This window comes from Propionibacterium ruminifibrarum, assembly GCF_900289195.1.
GTDB classification, from domain to species: domain Bacteria; phylum Actinomycetota; class Actinomycetes; order Propionibacteriales; family Propionibacteriaceae; genus Propionibacterium; species Propionibacterium ruminifibrarum.
This window is the reverse complement of the sequence record NZ_OMOH01000003.1, coordinates 317,864-332,979: the sequence shown is the minus strand read 5'-3', so window position 1 is coordinate 332,979 and position 15,116 is coordinate 317,864. Positions and strand designations below refer to the sequence as shown.

Annotated in this window: 10 protein-coding genes and 1 pseudogene; 2 read left to right on the top strand and 9 right to left on the bottom strand. The window is 69.5% G+C overall.

Going from position 1 to position 15,116, the window contains the following annotated elements; genetic code table 11:
- Positions 1 to 182 precede the first annotated feature (182 nt).
- The gene (locus PROPJV5_RS05165; RefSeq protein WP_119715262.1) at positions 183 to 1,169 is read left to right on the top strand and encodes a sugar-binding transcriptional regulator; all 987 of its coding nucleotides are present in this window, start codon (positions 183 to 185) and stop codon (positions 1,167 to 1,169) included.
- 63 nt (positions 1,170 to 1,232) lie between these two features.
- On the opposite strand, the gene purQ is transcribed toward PROPJV5_RS05165, so the two are convergent.
- The 5 genes and pseudogenes from purQ to PROPJV5_RS05135 form a co-directional block, all read right to left on the bottom strand.
- Positions 1,233 to 1,907, bottom strand: a complete 675-nt coding sequence (gene purQ, locus PROPJV5_RS05160; RefSeq protein ID WP_119715261.1) for a phosphoribosylformylglycinamidine synthase subunit PurQ — start codon at positions 1,905 to 1,907, stop codon at positions 1,233 to 1,235.
- A gap of 1 nt (position 1,908) precedes the next feature.
- Positions 1,909 to 3,068, bottom strand: a pseudogene (locus PROPJV5_RS05150) (phosphoribosylaminoimidazolesuccinocarboxamide synthase).
- 43 nt (positions 3,069 to 3,111) lie between these two features.
- Positions 3,112 to 3,882 (bottom strand): WecB/TagA/CpsF family glycosyltransferase, encoded by a 771-nt coding sequence (locus PROPJV5_RS05145; protein ID WP_119715258.1) that lies wholly within the window; start codon positions 3,880 to 3,882, stop codon positions 3,112 to 3,114.
- Positions 3,883 to 3,885: 3 nt separating this feature from the next.
- Complete coding sequence (locus tag PROPJV5_RS05140) at positions 3,886 to 7,494, bottom strand: fibrinogen-like YCDxxxxGGGW domain-containing protein (RefSeq protein WP_220474335.1); 3,609 nt, start codon at positions 7,492 to 7,494, stop codon at positions 3,886 to 3,888.
- 185 nt (positions 7,495 to 7,679) lie between these two features.
- Positions 7,680 to 9,188 (bottom strand): oligosaccharide flippase family protein, encoded by a 1,509-nt coding sequence (locus PROPJV5_RS05135; protein ID WP_119715256.1) that lies wholly within the window; start codon positions 9,186 to 9,188, stop codon positions 7,680 to 7,682.
- 69 nt (positions 9,189 to 9,257) lie between these two features.
- Between PROPJV5_RS05135 and PROPJV5_RS05130 the strand changes: the two genes are divergently transcribed.
- Positions 9,258 to 9,860 (top strand): hypothetical protein, encoded by a 603-nt coding sequence (locus PROPJV5_RS05130; protein WP_119715255.1) that lies wholly within the window; start codon positions 9,258 to 9,260, stop codon positions 9,858 to 9,860.
- Here PROPJV5_RS05130 and PROPJV5_RS05125 read toward each other — a convergent pair.
- Genes PROPJV5_RS05125 through PROPJV5_RS05110 form a run of 4 tightly spaced genes read right to left on the bottom strand, consistent with a single transcriptional unit; the run spans position 9,796 to position 15,116 of the window.
- Entirely contained in the window at positions 9,796 to 11,238 is a 1,443-nt protein-coding gene (locus tag PROPJV5_RS05125) for an O-antigen ligase family protein (protein WP_147385355.1), read from the bottom strand. The two genes, PROPJV5_RS05130 and PROPJV5_RS05125, sit on opposite strands and share 65 nt — an antisense overlap.
- Positions 11,235 to 12,476 carry a glycosyltransferase gene (locus PROPJV5_RS05120; protein ID WP_119715253.1) on the bottom strand — a complete coding sequence of 414 codons (1,242 nt, stop codon included), beginning with the start codon at positions 12,474 to 12,476 and terminating at the stop codon, positions 11,235 to 11,237. Before PROPJV5_RS05120 ends, PROPJV5_RS05125 begins: the two co-directional genes overlap by 4 nt.
- Positions 12,463 to 14,169: a hypothetical protein gene (locus tag PROPJV5_RS05115; protein WP_119715252.1), complete on the bottom strand. Its 1,707-nt coding sequence runs from the start codon at positions 14,167 to 14,169 to the stop codon at positions 12,463 to 12,465. Before PROPJV5_RS05115 ends, PROPJV5_RS05120 begins: the two co-directional genes overlap by 14 nt.
- Positions 14,166 to 15,116 carry a glycosyltransferase family 2 protein gene (locus PROPJV5_RS05110; RefSeq protein WP_119715251.1) on the bottom strand — a complete coding sequence of 317 codons (951 nt, stop codon included), beginning with the start codon at positions 15,114 to 15,116 and terminating at the stop codon, positions 14,166 to 14,168. The genes PROPJV5_RS05115 and PROPJV5_RS05110 overlap by 4 nt, the downstream gene beginning before the upstream one ends.

The following is a 15,116-nucleotide window of genomic DNA, read 5'->3' as shown; positions in this document are numbered from 1 at the left end:
CTGCTCGGGGCGAACCTCGATGCAGACGCAGCTTACACAATTTCTCACCTTTTGCGCCACAAGGAGGGTCATTTGTAAGAAGAACGGGAAAATGTCGCATTGTTGACAGTGCAGCGTTATGCTTGGCTCGTCTCAGTGACGAGGCTGAGCGCCAGCCGTCCCCGATCCAGGAAGCCACCCGTATGACGACCGAACAGCCGAACCGGCCGCGCAGGGCACTGCGGCCCCTGGAGCGGGCCAGGTTGGCCGACGCGGCCGAGCTCTACTGGGTGCAGGGCAAGAAGGTCGAGGAGGTCGGCGCCCAGCTCGGGGTCTCGCGCTCCACGGTCTCGCGCATGCTGGCCAAGGCCCGCGAGACGGGCATCATCCAGTTCACCGTGCACCGGGACGAGAATCCCATCGACCTGCTGCGCCGCCAGGTCGAACAGCGCTACGGGGTACGCGCCATCGTCGCCCCGGTCGAGCAGCCGCAGAGGGCCTCGGCGCGCATGCTGGCCGTCGCCAGTCAGGCCGCGGCCTGGCTCGATGCCTTCGTCCGGCCCGGGGTGATCCTCGACGTCGCCTGGGGCAGCACCGTCGAGAACATCTCACTGCAGCTGCGCCCGCACCCCGTTCAGGACATGCAGGTCGTCCAGCTGCACGGCTCGGGCAATGTGGCCACCCTCGGCACGAACTACGCCAGCCTCATCCTCGACCGCATCGGCAGCGCGTTCGACGCCCGGGTGCACTACTTCCCCGTGCCGGCGTTCTTCGACTCGGCGAACACGCGCGCCGCGATGTGGCAGGAGAAGTCGATCCAGCAGGTCCTCACGCTGCGGGCCGAGGCCGACCTGCTGTTGACCAGTGTCGGCACGCCGGACGGTGACCTGCCGGGCCACCTGTACGACTCCGGCTACCTGACCAGCGCCGACATGGCGCAGATGGAGCGCGAGCACGTCGTGGGCAACCTCGGCGGCATCTTCTTCCGCACCGATGCCAGCACCGACAAGATCAACGTCAACGAAAGATCGACCGGGCTCCCCTTCGACGAGCTGCGCCGCATCAGGCAGCGACTGCTCGTCGCGGCGGACCCGGCCAAGGCCCCGGCCATCAGCACGGTCCTGGAGGCCGGGCTCATGACCGATGTCGTTCTGGACGCCGCGACGGCCCGGGCCATCGTCGGCGACTGAGGCGGGACGAATCCCCGGGCCGGTGCCGGGTACGAGGCGGTCGCCCGCCGCGGGCCCGGGGGCTCAGACCCGCGCCGAGAGGAACTGCAGGACGGATTCGAAGAACCGGCGGCCGTCGAGCGAGGTCCCGATGAGCTCGTCGACATTGTGCTCGGGATGGGGCATGAGGCCCACGACATTGCCGCCCTCATTCGTCACGCCCGCGATGTCGTCGCGGGATCCGTTCGGGTTGCCGAGGTAGCGGAAGACGATCTGGTTGTTGTCCTGGAGCGACTTCAGGGTGTCGTCGTCGCACATGTAATTGCCCTCGCCGTTCTTCAGCACGATGCTGATCTCCTCACCCGGGGCGAAGGCGCAGGTCCAGGTGGTGTCGTTGGTCTCCACGCGCAGGCGCTGCTCCCGGCAGACGAACTTGCGGTGTTCGTTGCGGATCATGGCGCCCGGGAGCAGGTGTGACTCGCACAGCACCTGAAAACCGTTGCAGATGCCGAGGACCGGCATGCCCTTGCGGGCCTGGTCGATGACCTGGCCCATGACCGGCGCGAAACGGGCGATGGCGCCGCACCGAAGGTAGTCGCCGTAGCTGAAGCCGCCGGGCAGGACCACTGCGTCAACCCCCTGGAGATCATCCGAGGCGTGCCACAGGCCGACCGGCTCTGCGCCGCAGATCCTGATGGCCCGCAGCGCGTCCTGATCGTCCAGGGTGCCGGGGAAGGTGACGACCCCGATCCGCACCATGTCAGTCCTCCTCGACGCGGACGGTGAAGGCCTCGATCACCGTGTTGGCCAGCAGTTTCTCGGCGGCGTCACGGATCTGGTCCAGCCGCTCCTCGGTGAGGTCGCCGGCGACCTCGATCTCGAAACGCTTACCCTGCCGGACCGACAGCCCCTCGAAGCCGAGCCGCTGGAGCGACCCGGTGATGGCCTTGCCCTGAGGATCCAGGATCTCCGGCTTGGGCATGACGTCCACAACAACTCGTGACATGCCAGAACCCTATCGTGCGTGTCCCGCCGTCAGACGACCAGGTGCTCACCGGTCAGGCGCTCGTAGGCCTCGACGTACCGCGCGCGGGTCGCCTCGACGATCGCATCGGGCAGCGCGGGGGGCCGAGCGCCCGAGCCACGGTCCCAGCCGGACTCGTTGAGCAGCCAGTCGCGCAGGTACTGCTTGTCGAAGCTGACGAGCGTGCCGTCCTCGTCGTAGGCCTTGGCGTCCCAGAAGCGAGACGAATCGGGGGTCAGCACCTCATCGGCCAGCACGATGCGGCCGTCCGAGAGCTTGCCGAACTCGAACTTGGTGTCGGCCAGGATGATGCCCTGTTTGCGGGCCACCGGCTCGGCGGCGCGGTAGAGGGACAGCGTCAGGTTGCGGATCTGCTCTCCGTCGTCGGGCACCTCGAGGCGGTCGACCATCTCGTCGAAGGTGACGTTCTCGTCGTGCTCGCCGACCGGGGCCTTCATGGCCGGGGTGAAGATCGGCTCGGGCAGGGCGGAGCCGTCATGCAGTCCCTCGGGCAGGCGGACGCCGCAGACCATGCCGGTTTCCCGGTACTCCTGCCAGCCGGAGCCGGTGAGATAGCCGCGGGCGACGCACTCGACGGGGATCATGTCGAGTTCGTGCACGATGACCGCGCGGCCCCTGACGGCCTCGGGCACGTCGGTGCTCGCCACATGATTGGCGACGATGCCCGACAGGTGGTTGAACCACCACAGCGACAACTGGGTGAGGATGACGCCCTTGTCGGGGATCGTGGAATCGAGGACGTAGTCGAAGGCCGAGATGTTGTCCGTGGCGACCATGAGGATCCGGCCGGGCTGGTCGGGCAGCGAGTAGAGCTCGCGGACCTTTCCGGCATGGATGAGGGGGAGGCCAAGATCTGCGTACTGGGCATCAGTCACGGACACATCCTATGCCGTGCGGGCCCGGGGGCCGCACGCACGCTCAGGATCGGCCTGCGGCGCTCGCCGCGATGTCACCATCGTGCTGGCGGCGGTCAATGCCCAGTTCGGTGAGGGGACCGATCGTCTCGAGTTGTTCGACGAATTGCCCGGAGGCAGCCATGAACCGGACGGCCTCCAGGGTGTAGCGGCCGAGCAGACGGCGGGGCTCATGGGCGATGCGCCAGGCCCACCCCAGACGCAGGCGGTGCACCCAGGCGGGAAAGTACCGCTCCGACCGGTCGAGCTGGTCGATCCAGCCTCCGGCGGTGGCGACCGAGGCGCTGGGCAACCACTCGTGGACCTGCAGTGCGACCCGCTCCTGCAGCCCGGCACCCAGACCGATGATGACCAGGCGGGGTCCGAAGTCGATGAGCCGCTGGGGGTCTGACTGGAGGGCCCTGAGCTCGCCGTAACCGTCGAAGGCGACCGCGGGATGGCGGCCGAGACGACTGGCCGCGGCACCGGCCGCGACCCCGGGCGCCGCGCCGATGAGAGCGACCGGGGCCTCCGGGTCGAGGACCTCGTCCAGGACGATGGGCAGCACCAGGTCGGCGGAACTGCGCCCGGCCCTGTGGCCGTGACGGGCGAGCACCATCTGCAGGAGAGTGCCGTCGAAGCCGATGAGACCCATCGCGCTCAGGGCTGCCGGGTCGGCATGCAGGAGCGACCAGTGGTTCAGCCAGGTGACGACGGATCCTGGGCGGCCCACCTCACGCGCGAAACGCGTGAGGAATGCCGTGTCCAGGCCGCCACGTGCGTGCCGGTCCGTCATGGGTCAGCGCTCCAGGGTCGCTTCAGCGTCGAAGGTGAGCGAGAGCGTCGCCATGTAGTTGGCGTGGGTCTCGACACCGATGCGGTTGACGCCGTCACGCAGCACCGAGGAATCGAGCTCGATGGTGAGCATGTTCTCGTCCTTGCTCGCCTCGACGGTGCTGATCGCCTGGGTGGCGCTGTCGGTGAACTGGATCACGTTGTCGGGCCTGCCGTCGCCGTCGATGTCCTCGGACTTCATGCGCAGCCGGCCGACCTCTGTGCCGTTGACGAAGACCACCGCGCCGTCGTCCGCCCTGACCTTGAGGATCAGTTTGGTGGTGTCGGTGACGGTGCCCAGGTCGATGTCGCGGCTGAAGTACGCCGTCCTGGCCAGGCCCCGTTCGAGCGGGGTGTTGATCGTGCTGTTCCTGCTGTCCCAGCCGATCGGGCCGGCGCCGGTCTTCCACTCGCCGAGGTCGGCGTCATCGTTCCAGCCGTCCTCGGCCTTCGTGGTCTCGTAGCGGTAGGACCACTGCGAGCCGGCCGGGATCACCTCGCCCGTGGCGTTCGTGGCGTCGACGGGCTGGAGGGGGTCGACGGGCTCGGGTGGGGTCGTGGCCTCACCGGCGGGTTCCGCTTCAGGATCGGCGGGCTCGGCCCCGGGTTCCTCCGCGGGGTCGGCGGCCTCACCGCCAGCGGGTTCGACCCCCGGATCAGCGGGTTCGGCCGCCGGATCGGGTGCGGGCTCGCCGGCCATGTCGGCCTGGTCGACGCGAGTGACCATGGCCTGCATCGTCATGGACGCGCTGGAACGGTAGTTCACGTGCGTCTCGACGGCGATGGTGTTCTCGCCGTCTACGAGCGCCGAGGCGGGCACCGTGACGACCGTGCGGTCGGCCCGGGCCGCCGCCGTCTTGACGACCGCATTGGCGCGGGTGGTCGCCGTGACGGCTCCGTCATCGAGGCGGGTCCGGCTGACCTCGGTGCCGTTGACGTAGACCACGGCCCCGTCGTCGGCGACATAGGAGACGGACACGCCGCTGATGGCCGAGACGTCGCCGACGGTGAACGAGCTGCGGAAGTAGGTGGTGACCGGGCGGCTCAGCGCCGGCGCCGGGGTGATCGCCGTGTTCAGTTCGGCGTCGCCGTAGCCGATGGGGGCCGCACCGGAGGACCAGGACGAGTCGTCGTAGTCGGCGCCGGTCCAGTTCTCGGCGGGGACGGTGTCAGCTGACAGATAGGACCATGTCGCGTCGTCCTCGAGCAGAACAGGGCTGGAGTCGTCGGCCGCGCCGGATTCCGGGGCGACGACGACCGGCGAGGAGGCGCTGATGTTGCCGTTGCCGTCAACGGTGCGGACGAAGTAGCGCTGGTTGCCGGCACGGGGAACGGTGACCGAGGTGGCGGTCGTCGTGGCGATCGTGCGGTCGTCGAGCAGCACCTGGTAACCGGTGGCGTCGGGGACGGCACCCCAGGCCAGGGTCACGGTGTCGTCATCCGAGCCGGTGACGCGCAGCAGGCCGGGCGCCTCGGTGGGGGTGTTGTCGCGCGGACCGTACAGGGCGAACCCGCCGTTCCACTGCTGGCCGGTGGGCGAGGTGTACGAGTTGTTGAAGTCGCCGCCGGCCCACAGGATGCCGCTGTCGGTGACCTTGAGCGCCCAGGCGCCGGTGGAGCGGGTGGAGCTCAGGTTGTAGGGGGTCCAGTTCAGTTGTTCGCCGGTGGCGCTGTCCCAGGCGCCGACCCAGCGGATCGGATCGGCCTCGGTCCAGGCCTCTTTGGTCAGTTCATCCCAGCTGTAGGCATCCTGGTAGGCGAAGTCGGAGCAGTGGCAGGACGCGTAGGTCACGCCGTTGTTCGACTCGATGGCCTGGATGTCGCCGCCGTTGGCCAGCGTGATCGAGCCGGACTGGCGGTTCATGGTGGCGATGTCGTAGCGGAACAGGTTGTGCTCGGAGCCGCCGAAGTAGACGTTGCCGTCCACGACGTCGACGGCCTGCTGGTAGGACTTCTTCGGGTTCGTGTACGTGTAGGTGTAGCCCGTGACCGAGCTGACGAAGGTGAACGAGTCATCGACCCGGGCGCCGGGGGCCGTGAAGATCGAGGCCGCCCACTTGACGTCGGTGGTTCCCGACTTCGAGAAGTAGCCACCGGCGAAGTACTTGCCGGTGTCGGTGTCGACGCTGGAGCCCCACACCGAGCCGTTGAACTCGGGGTTCCACGAGCGGTCGGGCTTGCCGGTGGACACGTCCACGCGGGCCGCGGCCCGGCCGTAGGAGTTCTGGACGCCCTGGCCGGACAGGTGCGTGAACGCACCGCCCAGGTAGACGTAGGTGCCGTCGGTGGTGAGGGTCTTCACGGTCATCGTGCCGCTCGAGAGCCGATTGACGATCTGCAGGTCCCAGGACTCGTCGACCGCTCCGGTGGCCGGGTCGATGACGACGGTGCCCGCATGGGCCGAGCCGTTGACGGTGGTGAAATCGCCTGCGACGAGGAGCCTGCCGTCCGGCAGGGCCAGCAGGTCGTGCACCTGGTTGTCGAAGCTGAAGGTGAGCGCGCCGTTCCACTCGCCGGTGTTCGCATCGAAGGCGGCGAGGGCCGTCGTGTCGTGCACCTCCCCGTTCGAGCCGCGCTGCACGCCGGTGAAGTTGCCGCCGACGAACATGGTGCTGCCGATCTGGGCGAAGGCCTGCACCTGAATGCTGCCCTCGGTGACCGAGCCGGTGAGGTTGCCGCTCACGCCCCAATTGGTCTTCTGGGCGTACTCGGAGGCTGCGTTGTCGGTGCGAGAGGGGATCGCGGCGGTGCCGGAGTCGGCGATGGCGGCGAATCCCGGATCGTCCGAGGTGACCTGCGGCCGGACGTACATCTCGGCGAAGGGCAGGTACTGGCTGCCGCTCTTGGGCTGGGTGATGAAGGTGCCGGTGCGCAGGAATGCGAACTTCGAGTAGGCCCAGCCGGCCTTGAAGCCGTTCTCCGACTTCGACCGCACGTCGATCGACTTGGCGCAGGCGGTCCAGTAGCAGTTGGGCAGCAGCTGTTCGTCCATGGTGGTGCCGTAGTTCCAGCCACCGTTGTCGAAGCGAGCTCTGTACGTGGTGTAGGTCTTGAACGGCCAGACCCAGCCCTGAGTCTGCGTGGGGCGGATGTCGATGGTCTGCCACTTGGTGCCCTGAGCGTTCGCGGCGCGCACGACGCGGTAGCCCGAGTCGAGGCTGGCGACCGGCTGGTTGTTCAGCAGGCCGTCCACGGTGGCGGCCGGCAGCTGGGCGACATCGAGGTTGGCGCCCGAGCGATCCCGGGTCAGCAACAGGGACTGGTCGCCCCAGCCCTGAGTGTAGCTCTGCCAGCCCTCGCGGCCGCGCCCGATCATGACCCATCCGCCGCCATCGGTGGTCTGGTCGCAGAAGAACTGCCCCGGAGCGTCCATGGCTGGCGTCTGCAGCCAGTAGGTGCCGTCGGCCGAGCCGGGGTCGTTCTGCTTGATCTCCCAGCAGGAAGCGGCCGCGGTGGCCTCGGTCCTGCCATCGTGGGCGAGCGCCGTGGCGCTGGTGGTGACGGCGGTGTCATCGTCCGCGGCCGGATCGGCGGCCGCGGAGGGGAGGGCCGACATGATGGACGCGATGATCATGAGCGGGACAGCAAGGGCTGCCCCGCGCGTGCGGAGGTGGCGCATTTCTTCCTCGGGGGTGCAGACGGCTCAGTGTCAGAACTGCTTACGCGCACATCATGCCACGTTTGAAGGTTCACATAAAACTGTTGTGAACATTGGGTCGCGCTGGGTATTGCCTATGAAAACACCCCTACGGGTTACCCTCAGCTGTTCCTGGTCTTTGACTTTAGCATTGATCCGAGCCCTGACAAGTGCAAAGGCTCCCGCAGCAGTCGGCACATGACGGCGAAGCAGACCAGGGCGGCCACGACCCCGATCCCCATGCCGAGGAACGAATCTCGTCCAAGAACCAGGGCAACAAGGCCGGCCGGGATGCCAACACTGACCCCGACGCCGGCCAGCGGCCGCAGGACGTCGACGACGTTCGGCCGCACGTCGAGGAAGTGGACGACCTGAATCGTGGCCAGCGCGGCGTCGACGACCATGCACACCGCCCAGCTGAGCGCCGCCCCGTTGATCCCCAGGACCGGGATGAGCACGAGGTTGCCGATGATGTTCGTCACCAGGACGACGGCCTTGTTGAAGGCGGCCCAGCCGCTCCGCCCGCTCATGATGAGCAGCGAGTGAATGTTGCCGGCGCAGAAGGTGACGATCGCTCCGCAGCACAGGATGACCAGCACCCACGAGCCCGGCAGGAACTCCGGGCCGAGGATCAGCATGAGGCAGGGCGCGAAGATCGCCATGAGCAGGTGGATCATGGTGGCGAAGAGCACCAGCCAGATCGTCGCCGTCGAGTAGAGGGCACGCAGCTCATCCATCTTGTTCGTGTGCATGAGCCTGCTGAACTGCGGCGAGACGACGATGCGCAGAGCGGTGTCCACGATGAGCCCGGCCTGGATGTAGCGGCTGGCCCCGCCGTAGATGCCTGCCGCGGCGTTGCCGGCGAGCGCGCCGACGATGAGGACGTCGAGCCAGGTCAGCCCCTGCTCGAGGGTGGCGGAGAGGGTGCGGGGCAGGGCGAAACCCATGATGGCGCGCCGGCGCCGGGCGCCGGGCCAGCGGGGCTGGGGACCGGTCTCGGCTTCGGGGGGCAGGTGGCGCAGCAGGAGGAACCAGCTGAGCAACAGGACGACGACGAACGGCAGCGCCCAGGAGACCGACACGGCGGTCAACGAGCCGCCCAGCGCGACGGCCACGGCGACGAGGACCGGGCGCAGGACGGGCAGGGTGATGTTCTGAACCAGGACGTACTCGCGCATGTTGCCGAGGGCCCGCAGGGCCGCGGCCGCGACGACCGTCAGGGAGCCGACGGGGATGAACCACATGATCGCCCGGACGGCGTTGAGCACCGACGGGTCATCGGCCCCCCAGATGCGCGGCGCCACGATCTCGAGCACGAGGACGACACCGAGTGAGATGCCGACCGTCAGGGTGCCCATGTAGGTCAGGCAGGAACGGATCTCCTCGGGACTGCCGATGCGCAGGCGCGGCATGAGGTAGATCGCGGCCGAGTCGAAGCCCAGCTTGGCCATGGCCATGATGAGCGAGAAGACCCCCGTGGCCTGCGTGACGACGCCCGACCCGGCCGAACCGAGCAGGCGGGCCAGCAGCACGGAGAGCAGGAAGCCGAGCACGGCGCTGAGCGTTGCGCCGACGAAACCGATGATGCCGCCCCGGGCCAGGGCCGTGCGATCCTCTTTGTGCTCACTCATTCAACAATCCTTCTCCTGGGGTAGCATCTGAGCCCTAGTCCCCCCGTTTCCCACTGACTGGTGTGTCCCATGGCCTTCACGACGGTTCATTCACGCAGGCGGCTGGTCGTCGCAGTGATCTGCGCAGTGCTCCTGCTCGTCCTCATCGTCACGGCGGTCCGCTTCCTGCGGGCGACGCCCGGGGAGGACTCGGAGGGCTCCCCGTCCAGCGCCCCGTCGACCGTCGCCCCACCCGAGAACGCCACGCCGGGACGCACCGCGCCCGCCACTCCCCTGACCGACGGAGAGGCCGCGGACACGACGCTTGAGGCCCTGACCCGCACGGCCACGGCCCTGTCGGACCCGGGCAACCCCGTCGACCTGTCCGATGTACTCACCGGCAGCGCGCTCGACGAGTACCTGGCGCAGTCCGAGGAGTTCATGAACACCGGCGTGCACCAGGAAGGCGCCCCGACGATCGAGAACGCCCGGATCACGAACACCTCCGAGGACGGGACGAGCCTTGAGGTCGAGGCCTGCGTCGACTCCTCGGCGGTGCAGGTGCTCAACGACCAGGGCACCGATCTGCGCGCCTCGCAGCCGAAGCGCTCGCTGACCATCTTCACGCTCACGAATCCCGATGGCTCCTGGAAACTCGCCAGCGAGACCTTCCCCGACGATCCGACGTGCTGACCTGCCCTCGCAGCGGGCCAGTGGTCTCGCCGGTCTCACGCTGACGCACCAGGAGGGCGACGGCGACGAGCGAGACCATCAGGCCCGTCGTCATCCCGTAGTAGAACGACTCCACGAACGTGGCCACTGCGATGCCGCCGAGGACCGCGCCGTAGGTGTCCGTGGAGCGCCAGGCGTACACGGCGGCGGCGACGAAGGTGGCCATGAACAGGATCGCGCCGACGACCCCGTGCGAGAACAGGACCGTCCAGAACTGGCCCTGGGTGCCGAGCGAGGGCAACCACGACGCGGTGGACGGGCGCGGGGCGCCGAAGCCCAGCAGGGGCGACTCGCGGAGTGTGTTGACCGTCTCCAGGTAATTGATGAGCCGGTCCTCGGTCGATGTGCTCGTCTGGACCCGGCTGAACAACGACCGGCCCATCGGTGAGACGACCCAGACCAGCACTGCGGTCATGGCGACGACGAACCCGGCGAGCACCTGGCGGGTACGGCCGGTCCTGGCCTGCTGGACGCCCACCCACAGGGCGATGACCGCCAGGCCGACGAGCATGCCACGGTTCTGCGTGGCGGCCGCCGGGATGAGCGAGCCGACGGCGAGGATCGTCACCGGCCAGCGACGCGGCGAGTACTCGCGCCACAGTTGCACGGTATGGACCAGGACGATCGGGAAGACGAGCGAGAAGACGTTGCCCCACGTGTTCGCGTAGACGAATGGGGCGCTCGGGCGCGGATCGGTCTGCACCCACGAGTTCTCGATCCACTGGGTGGTGGAGCGGTAGACGAGTTCGTGGACGAAACTGTTCGACGTGAGCGCGCCGGGCAGGACATGAGACAACGGTGTGCTGATCTGGAGTTCGGGAGCGATCATCGCGAGGAGCCCGCCGAGTACGGCGGACAACAGGAACAGGCTCATCGCCGAGCCGACGGTGCGCAGCGTGATGGTGCTGCGGGCGTTGTAGACATAGAAGGCGAAGACGGTGGCGGCGAACAGCATCGCCAGACGGTAGAGCGCACCCAGCGCACGTCCGGCGGTGTCACACTCGACGATCGAGATCGTCGCCCAGAGCAGGAAGAAGGCCCAGATGGCCCAGCCGCGGGGGAACCGCAGGCCACGCCGCCGCACCATGAGCACGAGCATGACGGCGGCCATGATCGGCCAGATCATGTCCCCGATGCCGACGAACCACCAGATGATGTAGCTGCCGAAGGCCGCGACGAACGGCCAGGCCGGCAGGGACTGCGCCTCGAGTTCCACCGGCCTGCCGGCCCGGCCGACCGCTGGGCGGCGCCACAGCCCCCGGGCCGTCGTACGCTGCCACCGCCCGCGGCCGGGTGAACGGTCCCAGCGGCCGCTCGCGAGTGCTCGTCGAGCCCTCACCGCGCCCGCCTCGCGGACCACGCCGATCGGGCATAGAGCACCGGCCCCTCGAGGAAACCCTTGATCTCCGACCTGGTGAGAGAGCCGGGCGTGTCGTCGTCGGTCCCGGCGACCCGGTCGGACCCGGGCCTGACCCGGGCCGCCACAGCGGGCAGGCGCCCTGCCAGGGTGAGCAGCGTGCTCGGGTGCTCGAGCACCGACTTGGTGAGCAGCGCCGCCGTGCCGGAGCCGTTGCCGCGGACCTGGGTGTCCAGGCCTGCCTCGTCCCGGCGGTGCCGGTGGTGCAGCACCGCGTCGGGGGTGTGGACGATGGCCCATCCGGCGCGCAACACGCGCGCGAACATGTCGAGGTCCTCTCCCCCGCGGGTCGGGGTGCCCGCGCCGAGTGCGACATCGAAACTGCCGGCGCCGGCCAGCGCCTCGGCCCGGTAGGCCATGCAGACGCCGGCGCCGACGCGCGCGGTCGTCACCGGGTACAGCGGGCCGCCCTCACCGGGCGCGCCGAAGTCGCGTACCGGGCGCGGGGCCGGTCGGCACGCCATCCATACGCGCGGTACGTCGTCCTTGGGAAAGCCGCCACGTGACTCGAACCAGCGCTGGGCCCGGTAGCGCAGCTCGGCGGGCAGCACCATCCCGGTCGTCGCGCCGATGACGCGATCGGGGTCGGCTGCGAAGGGGTCGAGCAGGGCGACGAGCCAACCGGGGTCGACGATGGCGTCGTCATCGGTGAAGGCGATGAAGGGTCGGCTCGCCGCCGCCGCACCGGCGTTACGGGCGTGGGAGAGGCCCCGGGCGGGCTGCTCGATGATCCGCATCCTGGCGTCCTCGACATCGCCGAGCACGCGGCGGACCCTGCCCGAGGCCGGGGCGTTGTCAACGACGACGAGTTCGAAGTCGGGATGCGTCTGGGCCAGGAGGGCCTCGACGGCCGGGTGCAGCAGGTCGCAGTCACCTGTCGTGCACAACACCACCGAGGCCGACAGTCCCGCACCGGCACCCTCCTTCCAGGCCCTGTCGGCCGCTGGGGGCAGCGCCCGCACCTCGGGGGCCGTGGCGATGTCCTGGCCGGTGGCGATGGTCACGGCGCCGACGGTGCGGGCGCCGTCGCGCACGAGGACGAGGGTGGTGGCCTGACCGAAGTCGCTGACGACCCTCAGCCGGCCGGTGGAGCGGTCCCACTGGACGATGCGCGAACCGGCCTCGTCGATCTCCCCCGGCAGTGCGTCAGCGGCCGCCATGTTTCCTCCCGCGGTTCTGACGACGGATCATTCTCCGGTAGTCGGCCGCGGATCGGGCCCTGTTGCGCGGCGGCACGGGCCTGTCGTCCTCCTGTCGGGCGGTGCTCTCCGCCGGTTCGGCGGCGGGCTCCGCCCCGCCGGCGGACACGGGCTCCGCGGGGGTGCCGGCATCCGGCGAGGCGTCTGGTCCCCGCAGCGCAGTGGGCTGCTCCGCGCCACCGGCCTCGGTCACGGCGGTCCTCGACATGGGGACTTCCGAGGGGGGAGCCGGGTGCGGGGCTTCGGCCGCGACCTGCGGGGAGAAAGGCGCATCCCCGGCGGTCGTGGCGCTCGCAGGCCCGGTGGGCGGGGACATGACGGGCTGGGGCTCGGGGACTTGCGGAGTCAGCGGGGGTTCTGCGGCGGGCCTCTGGAACGCCGCACGCCAGGACTCGGCGGCGCCCTGGGACGAGGGATTCCGAGGCTCGGTGGGGGTTTGAGGCTGCTGCCCGTTGGTGATCCGCGTGCCCGCCGCGGGGGCATCGCCGTCGAGCATGACGAGACCCACGACGTCGCGGTCGGCAATGGTGAGCTGGTCGAGTAGTTCGTGCAGCTCACTCAGGGAGGCGCCGGTGGCTGTGCCGATGAGGATCCGGCCCTCATCGCCGAGCCGCTCGACGATCTCGGCAAGGGGCATGCGGTTGTCGACGAGGACGGGGGCGGGTGCGGACTGGGCCCTGCGAGCGCGGCCGAGGGCCTGGCCGAAGGCCAGGGCGCGCCGGTCCGACCCGTCGGCCAACAAGATGAGTTCTGAGCCCTTGCCGACGGCCAGGGCGGCCAACTGGGCCGGGGCGTCCCACTGTGCGCCGGGGCCGGCACCATCCTGGGCGCCCCAGACGGGCAGGCCGGTCAGGTCGGAGAGCTGGCGGGCGGCCAGCACGTGCTTCTCGCGGCGCTCACGAACGAAACCGATGGCCAGGCCGAGGACGAGGCCGATCAGCAGGCCGGCGACGAGGGTCCTCATCCTCGGTGGATCGGTGACGTCCGGGGAGTCGCCGGCGTCGGTGAGCACCCGCGCGGCCGTGACGTGGTAGGAGGCGAGCTGGTCCTGCTCGGTGAGCAGGCCGGACAGTTCGGACTGGATCGCGGCGGAGCGGACCTGCCCCGCAGGCGTCCCGGTGTCGAGACCGGCGGCCTCCTCGTTCAGGGCATTGATCTTCTCGGTGACGGTCGCCAGCATCTCGTCCGCGCGCTGCTCGGTGAGGCCCGTGCGCTGCTCGATGTAGGCGGCGGTGATCGCATTGGTCACTGCGACGGCCTGATCACGATCACCACCCGACCAGGCGACCGTCACGATGGTGCCATTGGTGTCCCCCTCGACCTCGAGGCCTGATTCGAGGTCGGCGAGGGTCAGGTCCTTCTCGTCCAGGGAGTTGAGGGCCTGGCGCAGCGTGGTCGCCGACGTGGCGATCCCCTTCTCGGTCACCATGTCGGTGCTGGACAGCGAGGAACGGGCGGCGGGCTCGGGGCTCGACGAGGGGTTCGTGATCGCGACGGTCGCCGTCGCCGTGTGCGAGCTCGGCCCGATGATGAGGGACAGCCCCGCGAGCAGGCCGCCGATGAGAACGCCCGCGAGGATCTCCCTCCAGCGGCGCTGGAGTTCGTGCCACAGGATCTGGGGGCCGCCGGTGGGAGGCGGGGTGAGGGTACTCATTCGGTCTCTCCTTGGAGATTCTGCTCGGAAGGACTCTTCTGGTTGCGCAACCAGGACTGGCGGGCCTCGAGGCGTCTGTTGAGGGGGGCGGCCCGCCGGGGGCCGAGGGCGTCGATGGCCGGTCGGACCGCCGCCGCGAAGAGGGCCATCTCCGCCTCGCGCTCGGCGGGGGGCAGGGCACTCATCGAGACGATCCGGCGCAGGCGGGCGCCGGTGAGCCGCTCGGACAGGTCGGCGAAGGCCTGCGCCTGGCGCTCATCGGCCCACGAGGCGTCCCGCCAGCTCCGGGAGGCGGTGATCTGCGCCGGGTGGACGCGGTAGATCAGGCCCCAGCGGCCGAGACGGCGCAGGCGCCCGCCGGCGGCGGCCGACCTCAGCCACAGGTCGTAGTCCTCGGCGGGCACGTCACGGTACCCGCCCACCCGGTCGAGAAGTTCCCGGGTCGCCACCATCGTGGGGTGGCAGACCGGGTTGGTCAACAGCAGGTGAAGACCGAACTCGTCGGGGCTGATCGGGTAGGGCGCGCGGGGCACGATCCGGCGCCGCGTTCCGCCGTCCGCCGGTTCGCGGAGTTCGATCTGCTGCTGGAAGACCATGTCGTCGCCGCGGCCGATGGATCGCAGCGCGGCACGGAACCGGCCGGGCAGGCAGATGTCGTCGGCATCCATGCGCCCGACCAGCGCCGAGTCCGAGACGTCGAGCAGCCGGGTGAGGACGCGCGTGATGCCGCCCGGGCCGGGAGCGACCTCGACCATGCGCAGCCTGGGGTCGGTGACGCCCCTGCGGGTCGCTGCGGCCAGGACCTGCTCGGCGGTGCGGTCGGTGGAACCGTCGTCGCCGACGAGGAGCTCTGCGTCGGCGGGCATGGCGGACAGCGTCGAGCGCACCGCCCCGGCGACGGTCCGCTCGGCATTGCGCGCCGGCAGGAGAACGGACAGGCGCGGCAC